Consider the following 21,151-nt stretch of genomic DNA (forward strand, 5'->3'; position numbering starts at 1 on the left):
GCTGTGCGACAACACCGCCAAATGCGCCAGTTCTAACGGTTTGATACACATTGTTTAACGGTATTCACAGGGACCGACCGCGAGGTACAAAAAAACCCGCACGCAGGCGGGTTCTTTGTATTTCGGCAACTTTCAGAACGCTGTCACGCCGCCGTCCACCGCCAATGAGTGCCCAGTGGTGAACGTTGCGCCATCGCTGCACAGATACAGCACCGCGCTGGCGATTTCCTCGACCTTGCCAATGCGCCCGACCGGGTGCATGGCGTTGGCGAACTCGGCCTTCTTCGGGTCGGCTTCATAGGCACGGCGGAACATGTCCGTATCGATCACTGCCGGGCACACTGCGTTGACGCGGATTTTCTTCTTCGCGTATTCGATCGCCGCCGACTTGGTCAGGCCGATCACCGCATGTTTCGACGCCGCGTAGATGCTCATCTTCGGTGCCGCACCCAGCCCGGCCACCGACGCCGTGTTGACGATCGCGCCACCGCCCTGCGCCAACAGCAGCGGCAACTGATACTTCATGCACAGCCAGACGCCTTTGACGTTGACACCCATGATCGCGTCGAATTCGTCCAGCGAACCGTCGGCGAGTTTGCCTTTCTCGATTTCGATGCCGGCGTTGTTGAAGGCATAGTCGAGACGACCGTAGGTATTGATCACCTCATCCATCAGATTTTTCACATCGCTTTCCAATGTCACGTCGCATCGCACGAAGGACGCTTCGCCACCGGCGGTACGAATCAGCGCCACCGTGCCTTCGCCGCCGGCCGCGTCCAGGTCAGCCACCACCACTTTCAGGCCCTCGGCGGCAAACGCCAGGGCTGTCGCGCGACCGATGCCGTAGGCGGCTCCCGTGATTACAACCACCTGACCGGAAAACGTCATGCTCATGGGTATGTCCTCGAATGCAAAAAAACTGGGAGATGTTGGCGTCGCAGCATAGCCAAGGGCAGCGAAAGCACGTCAGCACTATGCAATCGCTGTTTAGCGGCGCATGCGCCGCAGTGATGAAACCCGCCCCGTCACCATCACTGCACTGGATCGACTCGCATTCGCCGTATCAGCCAACCTTGCGACATCGCCGTTGAAGAGCTATCAACAAGGCTTCATTCCATTCGAGTGCCTGTCATGACCAACCAGACCAATCGCCAGTTCCTGCTCGCCAAACGCCCGGTGGGCGCCGCGACCCGCGAGACTTTCACTTATCAGGAAGTACCGGTCGGCGAGCCACAGGCGGGACAGATTCTGGTGAAAAACGAATACCTGTCCCTCGACCCGGCCATGCGCGGCTGGATGAACGAAGGCAAGTCCTACATCCCGCCGGTCGGTCTCGGTGAGGTCATGCGCGCACTGGGCGTGGGAAAAGTCATCGCGTCGAACAATCCTGGCTTCGCCGTCGGCGATTACGTCAATGGCGCCCTCGGTGTGCAGGATTATTTCCTCGGCGAGCCGCGCGGTTTCTACAAGGTCGACCCGAAACTCGCGCCATTGCCACGCTATCTGTCGGCGCTGGGCATGACCGGCATGACCGCCTACTTCGCCCTGCTCGATGTCGGCGCCCCGAAAGCCGGTGACACCGTGGTGCTGTCCGGCGCGGCCGGTGCGGTGGGCAGCGTGGCCGGGCAGATCGCCAAAATCAAAGGCTGCCGCGTCGTCGGCATCGCCGGCGGGGCCGACAAGTGCAAATTCCTCATCGACGAATTGGGTTTTGACGGCGCCATCGATTACAAGGCCGAAGACGTCGTGGCCGGTCTGAAGCGCGAATGCCCGAAAGGCGTGGACGTGTACTTCGATAACGTCGGTGGCGACATTCTCGACGCGGTGCTGAGCCGCTTGAACATGAAGGCGCGCGTGGTGATCTGCGGCGCCATCAGCCAGTACAACAATAAAGAAGCGGTCAAAGGCCCGGCCAATTACCTGTCACTGCTGGTCAATCGCGCGCGGATGGAAGGTTTTGTGGTGATGGACTACGCCGCGCAGTTCGCCAGCGCCGCGCAGGAGATGGCCGGCTGGATGGCCAACGGGCAGCTCAAGAGCAAGGAAGATGTGGTTAAAGGGCTCGAGACGTTCCCGGAGACGCTGATGAAACTGTTCAACGGCGAAAACTTTGGCAAGTTGGTGTTGAAGGTTTAAGGCCAGCCTGAAACCAATGTGGGAGCGAGCCTGCTCGCGAAAGCGGTGGATCAGTCGATAATGATGCCGACTGACACTCCCTCTTCGCGAGCAGGCTCGCTCCCACAGTTGGATCTTCAATAAGCTTTAGGCAATTTCGGCTACGACTGCGGCCAACGCCTGCGCCGGATCTGTCGCCTGGCTGATCGGACGGCCGATTACCAGGTAATCGGAACCGGCATCCAGCGCCTGACGCGGGGTCAGAATGCGCCGTTGATCATCTTGCGCGCTGCCCGCCGGGCGAATCCCCGGCGTCACCAGTTGCAGCGACGGGTGCGCGGTTTTCAGCGCCGACGCTTCCAGCGCCGAACACACCAGACCGTCCATCCCGGCCTTCTCGGCCAGTGCCGCCAGACGCAGCACTTGTTCCTGCGGCTCGATATCCAGACCGATACCGGCCAGATCCTCGCGCTCCATGCTGGTCAGCACGGTCACACCAATCAACAACGGTTGCGGACCACTGCGCTTGTCCAGCTCTTCACGGCAGGCGGCCATCATGCGCAGACCGCCCGAGCAGTGCACGTTGACCATCCACACACCCATCTCGGCAGCGGCTTTCACAGCCATCGCAGTGGTGTTGGGGATGTCGTGGAATTTGAGATCCAGAAACACTTCAAAACCCTTGTCACGCAGGGTGCCGACGATTTCCGCCGCGCAACTGGTGAACAGTTCCTTGCCCACTTTGACCCGGCACAGTTTCGGGTCCAACTGGTCGGCCAGCTTCAGTGCGGCGTCACGGGTGGGGAAATCCAGGGCGACGATGATAGGAGTCTGGCAGGCGGACATGGATGGGCTCTCAGGCTGGTCGAAAACGGCGCGCATTGTAGCGGAACCGGCGGCGGCGCGGCACCCGATGATCGGTAAATCGTCGCGCTGGCGGTTATCAGCTTAGCCGGCGCGGCTATTGTGTCGACTCCGATACACAACCGACACGCCGGCAACACGCACCCGGGTTAGCCTCGCCCGGCGCAACACGTCCTTACAACAGCACTTCCCGCCCCCCGGCCGGACGCCTATGCTGAAACCACCCCTGGTAGTGAACAGCCCCATGCCCAACGCCCCGACAACCGTGACGGATGAAAGCAAAGACGACAAGCGCTGGAGCATCCGCGCGCTGATCGTCGACGATGACGTGCCGATCCGCGAGCTGATGATCGATTACCTCGCCCGTTTCAACATTCACGCCAGCGGCGTCACCGACGGCGCGGCGATGCGCCAGGCGCTGCAGGGCGAACATTTCGACGTCATCGTCCTCGACCTGATGCTGCCCGGCGAAGACGGCCTGTCGCTGTGTCGCTGGCTGCGCGCCGAATCGGACATCCCGATACTCATGCTCACCGCCCGCTGCGAACCCACCGACCGCATCATCGGCCTGGAACTGGGCGCCGACGATTACATGGCCAAGCCGTTCGAACCACGCGAACTGGTCGCCCGCATCCAGACCATCCTGCGCCGCGTGCGCGACGACCGCACTGACCAGCGCGCCAACATTCGCTTCGACAACTGGCGCCTCAACAGCGTCCTGCGCCAAGTGGTCGCCGACAACGGCCTGGTAGTGCCCTTGTCCAATGCCGAATTCCGCCTGCTCTGGGTCTTCATCGAACGCCCGCGCCGCGTGCTCAGCCGCGAACAACTGCTTGACGCCGCTCGCGGTCGCTCGATCGAAGCCTTCGACCGCAGCATCGACCTGCTGGTCTCGCGCTTGCGGCAAAAACTCGGCGACGACCCGAAAGCCCCGCAGTTGATCAAGACCGTGCGCGGCGAGGGTTACCTGTTCGACGCGCGGGACATCGGCTGATGAAGGCGCGCTTCGACACCCTGTTCGGTCGCCTGTTCGGGGTGCTGTTCGCGGCGATTGTCCTGGCGCACCTGCTGGCCTTCGCCTGGTTCAGGCTCTACGGCCCTCCTCCGCCCCCACCACCGCCCGAGTTCTCAGCGAACATCGACGGCCAACCGCCCATGCGCGACGCCGCTTATCCACCGAGGCAAGCGCGGCCCTGGTTCGGTGGCCCGGTGGTGCCGCTGACCTTTCAATTCATCACGCTGATGATCGCCGCCTGGTACGGCGCCAAACTGCTCACCCGGCCGATCCAGCGCCTGAGCGACGCCGCCGAGCGCCTGAGCGAAGACCTCGACAGCGCCCCCCTCGACGAATCCGGCCCGCGCGAAGCCCGGCAAGCGGCGCACACCTTCAACCTCATGCAACGGCGCATCCGCGAACAGGTCCAGCAACGCGCGCGCATGCTCGGCGCCGTCTCCCACGACCTGCGCACGCCACTGTCACGCCTGAAACTGCGTCTGGAAAACATCAGCGACGACAAACTGCAAAGCCAGATGCGCCAGGATCTCGACGATATGATCGGCATGCTCGACGCCACCCTCACCTATCTGCACGAACAACGCACCAGCGAAGCCTTGCAGTTGCTGGACGTGCAGGCGCTGGTCGAATCGCTGTGCGAAAACGCCCAGGACCAAGGCGCCGATGTACAGGTCAGCGGCCACTGCGCGCCTTTGCCAGTGCAACCGATGGCGCTGCGTTCGTGCATCAACAACCTGCTAGACAACGCCCTGCGCTACGCCGGACAGGCACGGATTGAACTGCTGGAACAGCGCGAAGAACTGCTGATTCGGGTAATTGATCACGGACCGGGGATTGCTGAAGACCAGCGGGAAGCGGTTTTTGAGCCGTTCTATCGACTGGAGGGATCGCGTAATCGCAACTCCGGCGGCGTAGGGCTGGGCATGACCATCGCCCGCGAAGCCGCGCAGCGGTTGGGTGGGCAATTGACGCTGGAAGACACACCGGGCGGCGGGTTGACCGCAATTGTTCGGTTGCCGCGGTGCTCGCTCCCACATTGGAGTGGTGTTCATCCGGGATAATGGGTTGGCTGTGAGGGCGCTATCGCTGGCAAGCCAGCTCCCACAGGGGATCGAGTGATCTCAGAGGGCGATGGGTTGGCAGTGAGGACGTCATCGCGAGCAGGCTCACTCCTACACTTGGACTGGGTACAACCTCAAGAAACAGGTCGGCTGTCAGGCCGCCTTCGCGAGCAGGCTCGCTCCCACAAAATCAAAAGCAAAAGCAAAAGCAAAAGCAAAAGCAAAAGCAAAAGCAAAAGCAAAAGCAAAAGCAAAGCAGCGCAGCTGCCCGCGGCGAAGCCGCCCCACTCAACAATGAGCGCAAGCTCGAGTACTGCTTTTGATCTTGATCCACCGGCGACGTCGGAAGGCTGAGCGGAGGGATTGATCCGGGCGTGGGAGCGCAGCGACCGTACGACGCAGTCGTACACAGCGAGTGTAGGTGCAGCGAAGCAAACCGGAGCCGCTGCGCCCAGATCGATCCCGCAGCGAAGGAACCCGAGCCTGCGAGGGCCGAACGCAGGAGCAAGCCTTTTGGGTTACCTTTTTGGCGTTTGAAAAAGGTGACCCGCCGTAAGGGCGGAACCGCCAGCCGCCGCAGCGAAACATTCGGATATTCACACCAAACAAACCCAAGCATGGTCGGCCCAAAGGCCGCCAAGCCCCCCCCTAGACCCGAGCCTGACTCTTACTCCAATCCGTCAAAAGACTATAAGCCACAGCCAACAACGTAGGCCCAATAAACAACCCGATAAAGCCAAACGCAATCAACCCGCCAAACACCCCGAGCAACACAATCACCAACGGCAGATTACCGCCACGGCTGATCAGATACGGCTTGAGCACGTTGTCCACGCCACTGATGATGAACGTCCCCCAGATCCCGAGAAACACCGCCATCCCGTACTCGCCCTTCCACGCCAACCACGCCGTGGCCGGCACCCACACCAGCGGTGGCCCCATCGGAATCAGACTCAGCAGAAACGTGACGATCCCCAGCACCAGCGCCCCGGGAACCCCGGCAATGAAAAAGCCGATCAACGCCAGCACCGCCTGCGCCGCCGCTGTACCAATCACACCGTTGACCACCCGCTGCACCGTACCGGCGACAAGTTCGATGTAATAGCCGGCACGATCGCCAATCAAGCGCTGCAGCAGACTGTGCACAAACGCCGCCAGTCGCGGCCCGTCACGGTAGAAAAAGAACACGAACACCAGACTCAGCGTCAGCTCGAGAATCCCCCCGCCGATCTGCGCGCTGCGTGCCAGCAACCAGTTGCCGACCTGCCCCAGATACGGCTTGATCGAGACCATCAACGCCGCGCCCTGTTGATCGATGCTATCCCACATCGACACCAGCCGCTCACCAACCAAAGGCACGCTGCCAAGCCAGGTCGGTGCTTCCGGCAAACCGTCGACCTGCACATCCTTGATGAATGCCGTGGCATCGCGCACATGATCGGCGAGGTTGAAACCCAGCCACACCAGTGGCGCCGCCACCAGCAACATCCAGCCCAGTGTCAGGATCAACGCGGCCAGCGATTCGCGGCCATTGAGCCAGCGCGTGAGCAAACGCATCAGCGGCCAACTGGCAAACGCCAGCACCGCGCCCCAGAACAGCGCCGACCAGAACGGCGCCATCACCCAAAGGCTGGCACCAAACAACACCAGCAGCAGAATCTGCACCAGCAGGCGATCGTTATTGAGCATGGGAAGTCCCGGCAAAGTCAGTCAGCGAAAGAGTAGGCGAACACTGTGTGCGTGCTCGCCCGGCACAGCTTATCGCAACAAGTCGATGCGCAGGCCCGAGCCTTCGAGATTGCCGGCTTCCAGACGTGCCGCCCGTACGCCCTGATTGATCAGCGCCTGGCGCCAGGCTTCGGCCTTGGGCCCGGAAACCGTGACCCGCAAGGTCGTGTCGAGATTCAGACCACGGGAAATCAGGCGCAACCAGGTGGCATCCGGTTCATCGACCAGTTTCGGAAAATCCAGCTCGCCGGTGCTTTTCAACTGACGCAGCAGGGTCGCCGAGGTCGGCAGCAATTCGCCCAACGGCGCCGCAGCCTCGAATTGCTCGACATGCAGATAGGCTTTGCGATTGCCGCGAGTGATGCTGTAAAGCGCCACCAGCGTGTTGTCCTTTGGCGCCGCCAGCCTCAACAACAGATAAGCCTGTTGCTCGTCAGAGCCATACAGCTTGGCGTTGCCGAACACCTCGTTGGCCCACAGGCTGCTTTCGCCGCAATCGCGGGCCTGGCACCAGAACAGCAATTCGGCATCCTGCTGTTGCAGGGCTTCGCGGGCGGCAGTAAAGGCTTCGGTGGCGGAATGTTCCGGCGGCAACTCGTAGGTCACCGAGGTAGTCTGGCCGCGGGCGGTGACCTGACCGTCGAACCGCAACTGGCCGCTGATCTTGCGGATCGAGCCCAGCGGGTAGATGCGCTCCAGCTCGGCCGCCGGGCGATAGTCGACGATCTGAGCATCGGCCAGACGCGGCACGATTTGCAGATCCTGGCTGCCCGGCACATCGGCAGCGAAGGACAAGGAGCTGAAGCAGCACAGCGCGAAGAGACTGAGTGACCGCATAGTCAGCCTCACCGGACGGTCATGGCTGGGCGGGTCGGGGTCGCAGCGGTATAGAAATCCATCGAGTTTGTCTCCCATTTCAACCCGCCCAGCCTCGACAGTTGCCCGCTGCAAGTCAAGGCATGGCGAAGAAGCGATTGAAACAGTCTGCTACAAGACCTGCGCCAGCCTCGTCATTCAGGTGCAAATGATGCCCGCCCGGCAACTCTTCGTGGCTGAAGGGTAGACGCTCCAGCAACTCAGGATGCCTGGCCAGCATGCCATCCGCCGCGACCACCAGACGCGCCGGGCAACTGACGCGCGAGGCAAACGCCATCGCCTGTTCTTCAGTAAGGCGCAGCGGCGATGGCAGAGTCAGGCGATTGTCGGTGCGCCAGGTGTAACCGCCGGGCACCGGCATCAACCCGCGCTGGGCCAACAGTTCAGCGGCTTCGCGACTGACCGCCACCAGGCCTTTCATCCGCGCCTCGATGGCACGCTCGAGGGTGGTGTAGACCGGTTTGCGCTTTTCCCGCAGATCAAGTTGCGCCTGCAGGGCCATGCCCATGCGTTCGGCAGCGTTTTCGCCCTTGTCTGTCGGAGGAATCACGCCGTCGATCAGCGCGAGATGGCTGATGCGCTCGGGCAGCGAACCGGCCAGCACCATCGAGACAATCGCGCCCATCGAATGCCCGAGCAGGCCGAAACGCTTCCAGCCCAGCTGCTCGGCGACTTGCAGTACATCATGGGCGTAGTCCCACAGCGCATAACCGGCGCCGCTTGGTCGATGAGCGGAATGACCGTGGCCGGCCATGTCCAGCGCGACGATGCGCAAGCCATCAAGCTTGGGCGCCAGCCGGGCGAAGCTATTGGCGTTGTCGAGCCAGCCGTGCAACGCGATCACCGGCAGGCCGTCCTCGGGGCCGAACATATGCGCGGCCAATTCGATGTGCGGCAGGTTCAGGCGCACTTCTTCGCAGGTCGGGCTCATGCGCAATCCTTGTTCTGCCGCTGTTCCCAACGCATGAACAGGCTCTTGAGCAATCGCGCCGTGTCCTGCGGGCGCTCCAGCGGAAACATGTGCCCGCCGGACATGCTCAGCGCCTCGCCCTGGGGCAGGCGCGAGACGAAACGTGTGTGATGGCGCATGACCACCCGGCTCTTGTGCCCGCGCACGATGGCCAGCGGCACCTGCAACTGGCGGGTGCGCCCGGGACTGGTGTGCGGCACGCCGCGATAAATGCTGATTTCGGTGGCCGGGTCAAAACGCAGACGCAGCTTGTCGTCGACCTGATGCAAACCGTGTTGCAGGTAGGCATCGAAGCATTCCGGATCGAAGCCGCGAAACAGGGTTTTGCCGGAAAAGTAACTGCGTGCACTGTCGAGATCGGCGAATTCTTCACGCCGCCCGAGGGTGCGCCCGGCGGGTGTCAGCCGGTCGATGAAACCAAAGCGCTTGGCCGCGCGAATCACCCACTGATCAGTGCGGGTCAGTACTGGCGAGTCGAGCATGACCACGCCGCGATACAGCTCGGGACAACGCAACGCCGCGTGCAAATGCAGCAGACCGCCAAAAGAATGGCCGACGCCCCACACCGGCTGCTCCTGCTGCTCGAGGTGATGGATCAGTTCATCGACCAGGTTGTACCAGTTGTCGTCCGCCGGAAAACGCGGGTCATGGGCATGCTGCTCCAGATGCGCGACCCGATACTCCGGCGCCAGCGCCGCGAACAACTTGCCATAGGTCCCCGAGGGGAAACCGTTGGCGTGGGCGAAAAAGATCGGTTGCGACATGCGGGCAAATCCATGAGCGGGAATCGTGGCGTTGATTGTCCGCAAGAGCCGGCGTCGCAGCAATGACTGTAAGTGCCAGGAATGATGACAGTCCGGTCAGGGTGATGTGCATCAGCGAGACCGCTGCCCCCTCACCCCAGCCCTCTCCCCCAAGGGGGCGAGGGGGAAAGGGAGCAGATCGGGGGAGTGTCCGGGACCTGAGCTCGACTCGAATTATCAGGTCGACGAGGATCGCGAAAACCACACGGTAGGCTCCCTCTCCCTCTGGGAGAGGGCTGGGGTGAGGGCTCGACCTGACGGAACCCGATAGATGTCAACGCAGCGGCGGCTGTTCCCCCAGCGGCACCACCGCCATGGTCAGGCGCGACACGCAACTGGCCTTGCCTTCGTCGCTGGTCAAACGGATGTCCCAGACATGCGTGGTGCGGCCGATATGAATTGGCGTGGCCACCGCCGTCACCCTTCCGCTACGCAAGCCGCGCAAGTGGTTGGCGTTGATCTCCAGGCCGACGCAATAGAACTTGCTGGCATCGATGCACAGATAACTGGCCATCGAACCCACGGTTTCCGCCAGCACCACCGATGCACCGCCATGCAGCAGACCGTAAGGCTGGTGGGTGCGATGGTCGATGACCATGCTCGCGGTCAGCGACTGTTCGTCGAAGGCTTCGAAGCGAATATCCAGCACTTCGCCAATGGTGTTCTTCTGGATTGCGTTCAACTGTTCGATGTCGGGAGTAGTACGCCACAAGCTCATCGCAGACTTCCTTTGTTGTTGTAATCGACGCTCAATCCTGCCACAGCACTGCCTCGCTGCGCGCGCTCCATTCTTCGAAACGCGCGCCGTAGCGGTCTTCGATGACGTTGCGTTTGATTTTCAGGGTCGGCGTGAGGAAGCCGTTGTCCACCGCCCAGTTGTCCTTGACCACTACCAGTCGGTGCAGGCGTTCGTGCTTGTCGAGGGCGGCGTTGACCTCCTCCAGCAGCTTTTCCAGGCTGGCGTGCAGACTGGCACGAGGCTCTTGCTGATTGACCGTCGACAGCACGCACAACCCCAGCGGTGCACTCAGGCCATCGCCCACCACGCATACTTGCTCGATGCGTGAATGCACGGCCAGACGGTTTTCGATCGGCGCCGGCGCGACGTATTTGCCCTTGCTGGTCTTGAAGATTTCCTTGAGCCGGCCGGTCAGGCGCAGGCGCCCTTCGCTGTCCTGCTCGCCCTTGTCGCCGGTGCGCAGAAAGCCGTCGGCGGTCAGCGTCTCGGCAGTTTTCTGCGGTTCCTTGAAATAGCCGAGCATGTTGGCCTGGCTGCGCACCTGCACCTCGCCGGACTCATCAATGCGCACCTCGACTTCCGGGCACGGCTGGCCGATCCAGCCCTGTTTGTATCGCCCCGGCAGACAGATATGCGAATAGCCGCAGCCCTCGGTCATGCCGTACACCTCGAGCACATCGAGGCCGAGTTTCTGATACCAGGCGAGCAAGGTCTGCGGTACCGGCGCGGCACCGGACAACGCCACGCGCAAGGCATCCAGGCCGAGCCCGGCCAGCACTTTGTGCCCGACCCGCTTGCCGATGAAGGGCAACCCGAGAAGGAAATCCAGACGCTGCGCCGGGATCTTGCTGTACACACCCATCTGGAATTTGGTCCAGATACGCGGCACGCCGAACATTGCCGTCGGCCGTGCGCGCTGCAGATCGGTGATGAAAGTCTCGAGGCTTTCGGCGAAGAAAACGGTCTGGCCGGTATAGATCGAGGCCAATTCGACAAACATGCGCTCGGCGACGTGGCACAGCGGCAGATACGACAGCAGCCGATCGTTCTCGTTGAGCCCGAACAACTGCGTGCCGCGACTGGTAGCGAAACCGAGATTGGCGAAACTGTGCATCACGCCTTTGGGCAGGCCGGTGGTGCCGGAGGTGTAAATGATCGTCGCCAATTGCTCGGCGGCGGGACGTGGATCGTCCTGGATTGGCGCACAGCTCTGCAGATCCGCCCAGCTGTAATCGAACTCGCCCGGCGGATGCAGTGGCAGGCTGATGGTCGGTAAACCCGTCGGCACGCCTTGCGCCATGCCTGCCCAGTCATCGAGCTTACCGATGAACGCCAGCGCACTTTCCGAGTGAGTCAGCACCTGCGCAACGGATTCAGCGGTGAGATTGGGGTACAGCGGCACCGACACATGCCCGGCCATCCAGATCGCCAGGTCGGCGATGATCCAGTGCGCGCAATTTTTCGAGATCAGGGCGATATGGCTGCCGGGCGGCAACTCCCGCGCCCGCAACCAGTGCGCGGCGCAGCGGGCCTGATGGCCGACATCGGCCCACGTCAGCGTCTCGACCTGACCGCCGCCGATGGGCTGCACAAGAAAGCGCTGGCGCGGGTGCCGGGCTTCCCGTTCGTAGAACACGTCCAGCGGCAAACGGAAGGCGGCAGACATGCGACTCGCTCCTGTTTTTTTGGTCTGGAGCAAGCGTAGTCAACCAAGCAAGTGCTTGGTTGGAATTTTCAAACAAATAATTTCATGGGTTGGCAGAAATCAATGTGGGAGCGAGCCTGCTCGCGAATGCAGTATGTCAGCCCCAAAAAGGGTGAATGACACGCCGCCTTCGCGAGCAGGCTCGCTCCCACAGGGATATGGCGTTAAGGGTGCTTGAGGCTGTTGAGCTTCATCGAGCCAATCAGCAGCTCGCTGTGCTCAAGCTCCGCCAGCCCCGCCGTACTCACCCGCTCCGGCGGATGTCCGGCGCCGTGCTGCAGATAGCTGAGCAGGTTGCCCACCAACGGGTTGTGGCTGACCAGCAAAACATTACTGACGGACACCAATTGCTCGGCGACCTTGTCCGGATCGCTATCCGGCGTCAGCCACTCGACCGTGCGAATCTCCGGCTCGAAACCCAATGCGTCGCGCACGATCTGCGCGGTTTGCTGCGCGCGCAGATAAGGGCTGGCGTAAATCGCCGTCAGCGGCTGGCCCATGAGATGCGCGGCGCTGCTCAGGACTTCTTTACGACCATGCTCGGTCAACTCGCGCTCGGAATCGATCTTCGAGTGAGGCACCGCCTCACCATGACGCAATACCCACAGTTTCATAGTTTGGGCTCCTCATCGCGCACCGGATGCGCGGCCGGGGCGACAGTGTGCGGCGCTTCACCTTCCGGGGTGCGCGGCGCCGGCCAGTCGGCGAACGGCCAGGGCTTCTGGTCACTGTGAAACGTGCCGAAGCGGCCAATCTGCGCGAGGAACTGGCTGAGGCTGTCGCCGAAATTCATCAGGCTGGCGCTCGGTGCGCCGTAGATCAGGCGGTAGATCAGTTGCACCAATACCACCGCGCCGAGGATGAACTGCGCGACTTGCCAGACCAGCAGATAAACGATCATCCACAACACCCGCAGGAGGATGGATTCGTACTGGGTTTCGCTTTTCGGATCGTTCATGGCTTGCTTCCTGTCCGTGTAACAGCTGAATCAGTTGAAACCGCTGGTGGAAATAAAGTCGACGTCGGTTTTCGGCTCGGCACGCATCAGTAGACCGATCACCTGCTCCAGCGTGCGTCCTTCGAACAGGATCGCGTGCAGCCCGGCGACCAGCGGCATGTACACGCCGACTTCCTGGGACTTGGCCTTGAGCACCTTGAGGGTGTTGACCCCTTCGGCGACCTCGCCAAGACGCGACACGGCTTCGTCAAGGCTCAAGCCCTGACCGAGGGCGAAGCCGACCTGGTAGTTGCGGCTCTTGGGTGACGAACAGGTGACGATCAGATCGCCAACCCCGGCCAGACCAAGGAAGGTCATCGGGTTGGCGCCCTGATTCACCGCAAAGCGGGTCATCTCCGCCAAGGCGCGAGTGATCAGCATGCTCTTGGTGTTCTCGCCCATCTCCAGCGCCACCGCCATGCCGGCGATGATCGCGTAAACGTTTTTCAACGCACCGCCCAGCTCGACACCGAAACGGTCGGCGCTGGCGTAAACGCGGAAGGTACGACCGTGCAGGGCGGCTTGCACCGCTTTGCACAGTTCTTCGTCTTCGCTGGCGACCACCGTGGCGGTCAGCGCGTGCTCGGCGATTTCCCGCGCCAGGTTCGGCCCGGACAACACGCCGATCCGCGCCTGCGGGGCGATCTCTTCGAGAATCTGGCTCATCAGCTTGAAGGTCTGCGCTTCGATGCCTTTGGTCAGGCTGACCAGCATCTTGCCGCTCAGGCGCTCGGCGTGGGCGGCGAGTACGCTGCGCAAGGCGCTGGACGGCAGCGCGACAAAGCACAGATCACAAGCGTCGAGAGTGGCTTGCAGGTCGGTGACAGCGGTCACCCCTGGCAAAATCTTGATGCCTTTGAGGTAACGCGGGTTTTCGCGGTTGACCCGGATGGCCTCGGCCTGCTCGGGGTCACGCATCCACTGAAGGACTTGATGGCCGTTCTCGGCCAGCAGATTGGCCACGGCGGTACCAAAACTTCCGCCTCCCAGGACCGCAATCGGGCGCTGTTCAGTCATATGCAATCCGTTAATCCATACCAGTGGCGATGCCGGGCATTATACGGGGCGACCCGGTGGCGGCCAGCCCCAGCAACAATTACCGACATTTGTAGGAAGAAGACCAATAAAACCTAGGAAAATGCCTGCAACGTCACTGGAAAAGTCGCAGCCCTCGGTTAACATGCGCGCCAATTCTTCTCTCTGCAGGCTGTGTCGTGTTTTCTGGCCCTCCTTCCCCGCGCTCGCCCCTGTTACTCGCGCTGATGTTCAGCCCGCTGGTGCTGGCGGACGATCTGTTCGTCGACAGCCAGACGCTGCCGCCGGTGCTTACGGCCACGCGCCTGAAGCAGACCCCGGCCGAAGTACCGGGGAGCATGACCGTTCTCGACAGCGAATTGATCAGCGCCAGCGGCGCCCGCGACATCAGCGAATTGCTGCGACTGGTACCGGGGATGATGGTTGGCAGCATCAACGGCAATCAGCCAGCGGTGAACTACCACGGCACCAACGCCAGCGAAGCACGGCGCATGCAGGTGTTGATCGATGGCCGTTCGGTGTATCGCGCCGGGCTGGCGACGGTGGACTGGAGCGATATTCCGGTCGCGATGGAAGATATCGAGCGGATCGAGGTGTTTCGCGGTCCGAACACTGTCAGCTATGGCGCCAACGCGTTGATGGCGGTGATCAACATCATCACCCGCCACCCGGCCGACAGCCATGGCACGCGTTTGAAGATCACTCGCGGCCAGCGTGGCATCAACGACTTTTATGCCAGTCAGGGCACCGGTTGGGATGGCGGCGATCTGCGCTTGTCGCTGTCCGGCCAGGAAGACGACGGTTTCGACAGCGACCGCAACGGCGCCGATTATCGCGACAGTCGGCGCTTGAACCGTCTGAGCTTGGCGGTCAGCCATGATCTCAATGAAGATCAAAGCCTCGACTGGCAGCTCAACGCCAAAGACGGCAGCAATCAGCGGCCTTATACCTACCGCCCGGTGTTCTCGGGGATTACCGACGCCGGGAACAATTCCGACGTGGTGGCCAAGGATTACGCCGGTTCGGTGCGCTGGAACCTCGACATCAATCCCGAACACAGCCTTTATGTGCAAGGTTCGGCGCAGCACTGGGATCGCCAGCAGGTCTGGCGCGCCTGCGATGCCGAAGTGTCGTTCAGCCCTGAACTGACGCAGCTGTGGCAGCTCAACCCGAATTACGCCGAACGGCTGGCGCGCAACATCACCCGGTTCACCGGCCCCGGCGCGGCGCCCGGCACGCCGCAGGAAATGGCGCTGGCCAATCAAGTGCTCGAGCAATGGCGCAACGGCGCCAGCCAGACCTTGTGCGGCGATATCGACCAGAGTGCCCGCGAGTCGCGTTACGACCTCGAACTGCAGGACACCCTCAGCCTGGCCGACAGCCTGCGTCTGGTCAGCGGCCTGAATTACCGCTACGACCGCGCCGATTCCGAAACCTACTTCAACGGCACCCTCGACGACACCACCTGGCGCGCCTTCGGCCAACTGGAATGGCGCGCTACCGAGCACTGGCTGGTGCAGGGCGGTGCGATGTTCGAAGACACGCAACTGATCGGCAGTTCGCTGACCCCGCGCTTCGCGGTCAACTACCTGATCAACCCGCGTCACGGCCTGCGCGCGGTGTACTCGGAGGCAATCCGTTCGCCGGACATGTTCGAAAACAACGTCAACTGGAGCTATCAGGTCAGCAACCTGCGACCCTCGGCCTATGGCCAGTCGTCGGCGCGTTATTTCGTCAAGACCCGCGGCCCCGGCGATCTCGATCAGGAACACATGCGCTCGCGGGAATTGGGCTACAACGGCTACTTCGCCGAGCTCGGACTGGCCGTCGACGTGAAGCTGTTCTACGACGAAATCACTGGGATGATCAGCGAGCCACTGCGCAACAATCAGTACATCGCCAGCAATGCCAACAGCTCGCGCTTTCGCGGCACCGAAACGCAACTCGACTGGCGCCTCAATAGCGCCGACCGTTTGCGTTTGACCTACGCCTTCGTCGACGCCGAGGCGAGCAATCCGCTGGATCAGCAGTTGACCTCGCGCAACAGCGGTTCCGCCGGTTGGCTGCGCAACTGGGGGCATGGCTGGAACAGCGCCCTCTTCTATTACGGTGACAACGCGCTCAACGGCTATCGCTTCGAACGCGTCGACACGCGCATCGCCAAACGCATCGCCATTGGCAAAGCTCAGCTGCAATTGGCCGGCGTGCTGCAACAGCGCCTCGATCATCAGCCGAATACCTTCGTCGACAATAATTACGATGAACGCCGGGTAATGTATTTCAGTGCCGAGCTGGAGTTCTAGGATGCGCAACGGCCCGTCACGGAAGACGCCAACCCTTGGCCACTGGCTGGCGGGGCTCTGCCTGTTCTTGACCGCGTGGCTGCACGGGGTCGCGGTGCAAGCGGCGGATATTTTGTTGACCGGCGCCGAGGAAAGCCCCGGCGTGCAGGCTTTCGTACAAGCACTGAGTGAACTGCGCCCGACCGACAATGTGCGGTTCCAGCCGCTGGCCAGTTTGCCGGCACCGGGCAAATTACCGGCCAGTCTGCGCTTGATTCTGCTCGACCTGCCCAGCCTCGACTGGCGTCTGCAAGACTCACAAGGCCCATCGACGCTGGTGTTGCGCATCAGCCGCTTGCAGGCGCGCCAGCGTTTCGCCGATGCCCAACCGGCGCGCCTGAGTCTGCTCTGGAGCGACCCGCCGCTGAGCCGGCAATTGCAACTGATCCGGCGAATCTTGCCGCAGGCCCGGCGGGTCGGTGTGCTGTTCGATGAGCACGGCGAGTTCCTGCTCGACGAACTGCGCGTGGCTGCGCGGCCATTGAACCTGGAGATTGTCAGTCAGCGCTGGGACAACATTCACGACAGCCGTCCGCTGCAAGCGGTGCTGAAAAGCAGCGACGTCTTGCTCGGCCTCGATGACCCCGATCTGTACAACTCGCAAACGGCGAAAAACCTCCTGCTCAGCAGCTACTCGCGGCAGGTTGCGCTGATCGGCCCCAACATTGCATTCGTTCGCGCTGGCAGCCTCGCCAGTACCTACAGCGACCAGAGCGACTGGCTGGCGGTCCTCGACCATTTGCTCGATCAGCCCACCAGCGCCTGGCCGCGAGCGCTTTACCCCGCTCGTTTCAAAGTCTCAAGTAATGCGCAGGTGGCTCGTTCCTTAGGCATCGAACCGTTGAATGAAGCATCTGTCGCCAGTGCCTTGGCCGAAGGAGAGCGCCGCCCATGAATTTTCGCCGCCGTTGGGACATCAACACCCGCACGCAGCTGATCAGCCTCGGCCCGGCGCTGCTGCTGACGCTGCTGTTGATCAGTTTCTTTACCTTCGTCCGCATCCAGGATTTGCGTCAGGAGCTGAATCACACCGGCCAACTGATCGCCAACCAACTCGCCCCGGCCACGGAATACGGAGTGATCTCCGGCAACAACGAAGTGCTGGAAAGCCTGCTCAAGGCGACACTCGCCACGCCCAACGTGCGCTTTCTCGAAGTGCAGGACAGCGCCAACCGGATTCTGGTGTATGTCGAACAACCGGCCGACAGCCACAGTCGCCCGCACCAGGTCGAAGTGTTCCAGGCCCCGGTGCGTCTGCAACGGATCGCCTTGCACAACGACTTCTTCCAGGACGGCAAGGTCAGCAACAGCGCCGCCGGCGAGGATTATCTGGGGCGAGTGATCGTCGGCCTGTCCAATGACGCTTTCAGTCAGCGCCAGCAGGAGATCCTGTTCAAGGCCGGGATTCTCGCGCTGTTCGCCCTGCTCTTCACCTTCGTCGTCGCCCGTCGTTTGGCCGGCAGTCTGTCGCAGCCGATCCGTGACATTGGCGATGCGGTCAAGGCGATTCAGGAAGGCGATTACAAAACCCCGCTGCCGATTGTCGACGACACCGAACTGGGTGCGCTGTCGCAGCACATCAATAACCTCGCCCAGGCGCTGGAGCAGGCCAGTCGCGAACAGCAGCAAGCGATGGCGCAACTGATCCAGACCCGCGAAGAAGCGGAAAAGGCCAACAACGCCAAATCCGACTTTCTGGCAATGATGAGCCATGAATTGCGCACGCCCATGAACGGCGTGCTGGGCATGTTGCAGTTGCTCGAAACCACCGAGATGACCGAGGAGCAGGTCGAATACGCCGCGCTTGCTTCGGAGTCGACCGAGCACTTGCTCAAGGTCATCAATGACATTCTCGACTTCTCGCGAATCGAGCGTTCGGAGCTGGAGCTGGAGCACATCCCGTTCAATCTCGCCGAGCTGATCGGCGCCTGCGCGCAATCGTTCCAGCACAGCGCGGTGCAGCGAGGCCTGGCACTGAATCTGCGCATTCCCGACGACATGCGCGGCTTGCAGGTGCAGGGCGATCCGACGCGGATCCGGCAGATTCTGGTCAACCTGGTTGGCAATGCCTTGAAGTTCACCGAGCAGGGCCGGGTCAGCATAGAGGCGCAATGGCAATCGCTGGATCACGAACTGCTGTGGTTCACCTGCTCGGTGCGTGACAGCGGCATCGGCATTTCTTCGGAAAGTCTGGAGCTGATGTTCAATGCCTTCCAGCAGGCCGACAGTTCGATCTCCCGTCGTTACGGTGGCACCGGTCTTGGTCTGCCGATCGCACGGACTCTGGCCGAACGCATGGGCGGTACGTTGCGCGCGCAGAGTGAGGAAGGACGCGGTTCGGTATTCACTCTGGAAATTCCATTGGCGCTATATAAGCAGGCAATGCCAGCGCTGGCCGCGCCGCGAGCGCCGAACGGTAGTGGTCAGGGTGAAGGACGCCATGTGTTGCTGGTCGAAGACAACCCGGTCAACCAGACCGTGATCGAAGCGATGCTGCGCAGTCTGGGTTTTGCCGTCAGTGTGGCGACCGATGGCGCGCAGGCGGTGCGCAGTGCCGAGGGCAGCGAGTTCGAAGTGATTTTGATGGACTGCCGGCTGCCGATCATCGACGGCTACGAGGCCACACGGCAGATCCGCGACCTGCCCGGACGCCGCGATGTGCCGATCATCGCGCTGACCGCCAACGCCTTGCAGGGCGATCGCGAAACCTGTCTGGCAGCGGGGATGAACGATTACCTGGCCAAGCCGTTCAAACGCAATGACCTGCAGCAGATTTTGCAGCGCTGGGTGTCGTAGTGTGGGCCTTTCGACCATCTGCGACTGGCGTGAAAAGCGAAAGTGCGGCAGTCTTAGGCACCCGAACGAGCCCCAAAAGGGGCTTGATTAAAAATTTCAGTGCACAAGTGTACATTCATGTCCTTGGTGCTGTGACTTTCACCACAACGCAATAGTCTATGAGTAGGCTGCCGGTTCGAGGCATGAACGCTTTGAACGGTCGGGAAGATCTGCCCCACCTGCCGCATGGGATTATTGAGGAGCTCGCATGACCAAACAAAACGCCTTTACTCGGGAAGACCTGCTGCGCTGCAGTCGCGGTGAGCTGTTCGGCCCGGGTAACGCGCAACTGCCCGCCCCGAACATGCTGATGGTGGATCGCATCACCCATATCAGCGAAGAAGGCGGCAAGTACGGCAAAGGTGAATTGGTCGCCGAGCTGGATATCAACCCTGACCTGTGGTTCTTCGCCTGCCATTTCGAAGGCGATCCGGTAATGCCGGGCTGCCTGGGTCTGGATGCCATGTGGCAACTGGTCGGCTTCTTCCTGGGCTGGCAAGGCCTGCCGGGCCGCGGCCGTGCGCTGGGTTCGGGCGAGGTGAAATTCTTCGGTCAGGTGCTGCCGACCGCCAAGAAAGTCACTTACAACATTCATATCAAACGCGTCCTCAAGGGCAAGCTGAACATGGCCATCGCCGATGGTTCGGTCAGTGTCGACGGACGCGAAATCTACACCGCCGAAGGCCTGCGCGTCGGCGTGTTCACCTCCACTGACAACTTCTAAGGGTTATTCGCATGCGCCGCGTCGTTATCACTGGTCTGGGCATCGTTTCGTGCCTGGGCAATGACAAAGAGACCGTCTCCGCTAACCTGCGTGCAAGCCGCCCTGGCATCCGGTTCAACCCGGAATATGCTGAAATGGGTCTGCGTAGCCAGGTTTCCGGCTCCATCGACCTCAACCTTGAAGAGCTGATCGATCGCAAGATCTATCGCTTCGTCGGTCATGCAGCGGCTTACGCCTACCTGGCCATGAAAGACGCCATCACTGACTCCGGCCTGACCGAAGAGCAAGTGTCCAACCCGCGTACCGGCCTGATCGCTGGTTCCGGTGGTGCTTCCACGCTGAACCAGATGGAAGCGCTGGACATCCTGCGCGAGAAAGGCGTGAAACGCGTTGGCCCGTACCGTGTAACGCGGACCATGAGCAGCACCGTTTCCGCTTGCCTGGCCACGCCTTTCAAGATCAAGGGCCTGAACTACTCCATCGCTTCTGCCTGCGCCACCAGTGCTCACTGCATCGGTACCGCCATGGAACAGATCCAGATGGGCAAGCAGGACATCGTCTTCGCCGGTGGCGGTGAAGAAGAGCACTGGAGCCAGTCGTTCCTGTTCGACGCGATGGGCGCCCTGTCCAGCAAGCGCAACGACACCCCGGAACAAGCTTCCCGCGCCTACGACAAGGACCGCGACGGTTTCGTCATCGCTGGCGGCGGCGGCATGGTTGTCGTCGAAGAGCTGGAACACGCTCTGGCCCGTGGCGCGAAGATCTACGCCGAGATCGTTGGCTACGGCGCAACGTCCGACGGCTACGACATGGTTGCCCCGAGCGGCGAAGGCGCGATCCGCTGCATGCAGCAGGCGCTGTCCACCGTCGACACCCCGATCGACTACCTGAACACCCACGGCACTTCGACTCCGGTCGGCGACGTTGCGGAAATGAAAGGTGTGCGTGAAGTGTTCGGCGACAAGGCTCCAGCGATCAGCTCGACCAAGAGCCTGTCCGGTCACTCCCTGGGCGCCGCCGGCGTACACGAAGCGATCTACTGCATGCTGATGATGGAAGGCAACTTCATCGCCGGCTCCGCCAACATCGACGAGCTCGACCCGGAAGTGGCCGATCTGCCGGTGCTGACCAAGACCCGCGAGAACGCCACCATCAACACCGTGATGAGCAACAGCTTCGGCTTCGGCGGCACCAACGCCACGCTGGTACTGAAGCGCTGGGAAGGCAAATAATTCCCCGCTGCTGAGCCACACAAAAAACGCCCCGACTGGTTCGGGGCGTTTTTTTTTCGTCTGCAGAATATAGCAGGTACACCGCAAAACCCTGTGGGAGCGAGCCTGCT

At 61.7% G+C, this 21,151-nt stretch carries 19 protein-coding genes; 8 read left to right on the plus strand and 11 right to left on the minus strand.

From position 1 onward, the window contains the following. Window positions 1–132: 132 nt before the first annotated feature. On the minus strand, window positions 133–894 hold the full coding sequence (locus AB4N41_RS01485; RefSeq protein ID WP_252876734.1) for an SDR family oxidoreductase: 762 nt from the start codon (window positions 892–894) through the stop codon (window positions 133–135). A 237-nt stretch (window positions 895–1,131) separates the two neighbouring features. On the opposite strand from AB4N41_RS01485, the gene AB4N41_RS01490 reads away from it, so the two are divergent. Further along, entirely contained in the window at window positions 1,132–2,136 is a 1,005-nt protein-coding gene (locus AB4N41_RS01490) for an NADP-dependent oxidoreductase (RefSeq protein ID WP_460138320.1), read from the plus strand. A 126-nt stretch (window positions 2,137–2,262) separates the two neighbouring features. Here the strand turns inward: AB4N41_RS01490 and pyrF are convergent, their stop codons facing one another. Continuing rightward, window positions 2,263–2,961 (minus strand): orotidine-5'-phosphate decarboxylase, encoded by a 699-nt coding sequence (gene pyrF, locus AB4N41_RS01495; RefSeq protein WP_122746841.1) that lies wholly within the window; start codon window positions 2,959–2,961, stop codon window positions 2,263–2,265. 262 nt (window positions 2,962–3,223) lie between these two features. On the opposite strand from pyrF, the gene AB4N41_RS01500 reads away from it, so the two are divergent. Both AB4N41_RS01500 and AB4N41_RS01505 read left to right on the plus strand, forming a co-directional pair. Further along, a complete protein-coding gene (locus tag AB4N41_RS01500) occupies window positions 3,224–3,973 on the plus strand; it encodes a response regulator (protein WP_095181601.1) in 750 nt (249 codons plus the stop codon). Next, window positions 3,973–5,055: an ATP-binding protein gene (locus tag AB4N41_RS01505; protein ID WP_252876735.1), complete on the plus strand. Its 1,083-nt coding sequence runs from the start codon at window positions 3,973–3,975 to the stop codon at window positions 5,053–5,055. Before AB4N41_RS01500 ends, AB4N41_RS01505 begins: the two co-directional genes overlap by 1 nt. Before the next feature lie 648 nt (window positions 5,056–5,703). Here AB4N41_RS01505 and AB4N41_RS01510 read toward each other — a convergent pair. The 9 genes from AB4N41_RS01510 to AB4N41_RS01550 form a co-directional block, all read right to left on the minus strand. Next, window positions 5,704–6,744: an AI-2E family transporter gene (locus AB4N41_RS01510; RefSeq protein ID WP_041479597.1), complete on the minus strand. Its 1,041-nt coding sequence runs from the start codon at window positions 6,742–6,744 to the stop codon at window positions 5,704–5,706. 69 nt (window positions 6,745–6,813) lie between these two features. Next, window positions 6,814–7,620: a DUF4892 domain-containing protein gene (locus AB4N41_RS01515; protein WP_056788158.1), complete on the minus strand. Its 807-nt coding sequence runs from the start codon at window positions 7,618–7,620 to the stop codon at window positions 6,814–6,816. Window positions 7,621–7,735: 115 nt separating this feature from the next. Then, window positions 7,736–8,590 carry an alpha/beta hydrolase gene (locus tag AB4N41_RS01520; protein ID WP_460138321.1) on the minus strand — a complete coding sequence of 285 codons (855 nt, stop codon included), beginning with the start codon at window positions 8,588–8,590 and terminating at the stop codon, window positions 7,736–7,738. Further along, the gene (locus tag AB4N41_RS01525; RefSeq protein ID WP_252876737.1) at window positions 8,587–9,393 is read right to left on the minus strand and encodes an alpha/beta fold hydrolase; all 807 of its coding nucleotides are present in this window, start codon (window positions 9,391–9,393) and stop codon (window positions 8,587–8,589) included. The genes AB4N41_RS01520 and AB4N41_RS01525 overlap by 4 nt, the downstream gene beginning before the upstream one ends. 313 nt (window positions 9,394–9,706) lie before the next feature. After that, the gene (locus tag AB4N41_RS01530) at window positions 9,707–10,150 is read right to left on the minus strand and encodes a hotdog fold thioesterase (protein WP_016773655.1); all 444 of its coding nucleotides are present in this window, start codon (window positions 10,148–10,150) and stop codon (window positions 9,707–9,709) included. A 31-nt stretch (window positions 10,151–10,181) separates the two neighbouring features. Further along, on the minus strand, window positions 10,182–11,837 hold the full coding sequence (locus AB4N41_RS01535; RefSeq protein ID WP_252876738.1) for an AMP-binding protein: 1,656 nt from the start codon (window positions 11,835–11,837) through the stop codon (window positions 10,182–10,184). A 203-nt stretch (window positions 11,838–12,040) separates the two neighbouring features. Beyond that, on the minus strand, window positions 12,041–12,490 hold the full coding sequence (gene sixA / locus AB4N41_RS01540; RefSeq protein ID WP_150637596.1) for a phosphohistidine phosphatase SixA: 450 nt from the start codon (window positions 12,488–12,490) through the stop codon (window positions 12,041–12,043). Beyond that, window positions 12,487–12,834 (minus strand): DUF4389 domain-containing protein, encoded by a 348-nt coding sequence (locus AB4N41_RS01545; protein ID WP_016773653.1) that lies wholly within the window; start codon window positions 12,832–12,834, stop codon window positions 12,487–12,489. The genes sixA and AB4N41_RS01545 overlap by 4 nt, the downstream gene beginning before the upstream one ends. Before the next feature lie 30 nt (window positions 12,835–12,864). Beyond that, the gene (locus AB4N41_RS01550; RefSeq protein ID WP_041479589.1) at window positions 12,865–13,890 is read right to left on the minus strand and encodes an NAD(P)H-dependent glycerol-3-phosphate dehydrogenase; all 1,026 of its coding nucleotides are present in this window, start codon (window positions 13,888–13,890) and stop codon (window positions 12,865–12,867) included. Between the two features lie 245 nt (window positions 13,891–14,135). On the opposite strand from AB4N41_RS01550, the gene AB4N41_RS01555 reads away from it, so the two are divergent. The 5 genes from AB4N41_RS01555 (at window position 14,136) to fabB (ending at window position 21,041) form a co-directional block, all read left to right on the plus strand. Beyond that, window positions 14,136–16,211, plus strand: coding sequence for a TonB-dependent receptor plug domain-containing protein (locus AB4N41_RS01555; protein ID WP_460138322.1), 2,076 nt, complete (start codon window positions 14,136–14,138; stop codon window positions 16,209–16,211). A gap of 1 nt (window position 16,212) precedes the next feature. Then, on the plus strand, window positions 16,213–17,145 hold the full coding sequence (locus AB4N41_RS01560) for an ABC transporter substrate-binding protein (protein WP_150637594.1): 933 nt from the start codon (window positions 16,213–16,215) through the stop codon (window positions 17,143–17,145). Continuing rightward, on the plus strand, window positions 17,142–19,046 hold the full coding sequence (locus AB4N41_RS01565; protein WP_056788141.1) for an ATP-binding protein: 1,905 nt from the start codon (window positions 17,142–17,144) through the stop codon (window positions 19,044–19,046). The genes AB4N41_RS01560 and AB4N41_RS01565 overlap by 4 nt, the downstream gene beginning before the upstream one ends. A 247-nt stretch (window positions 19,047–19,293) precedes the next feature. After that, complete coding sequence (fabA, locus tag AB4N41_RS01570; RefSeq protein ID WP_024013962.1) at window positions 19,294–19,809, plus strand: 3-hydroxyacyl-[acyl-carrier-protein] dehydratase FabA; 516 nt, start codon at window positions 19,294–19,296, stop codon at window positions 19,807–19,809. An 11-nt stretch (window positions 19,810–19,820) separates the two neighbouring features. After that, complete coding sequence (fabB, locus tag AB4N41_RS01575) at window positions 19,821–21,041, plus strand: beta-ketoacyl-ACP synthase I (RefSeq protein WP_016773647.1); 1,221 nt, start codon at window positions 19,821–19,823, stop codon at window positions 21,039–21,041. Window positions 21,042–21,151: the final 110 nt, after the last annotated feature.

Source organism: Pseudomonas sp. S2_A10 (assembly GCF_054668465.1).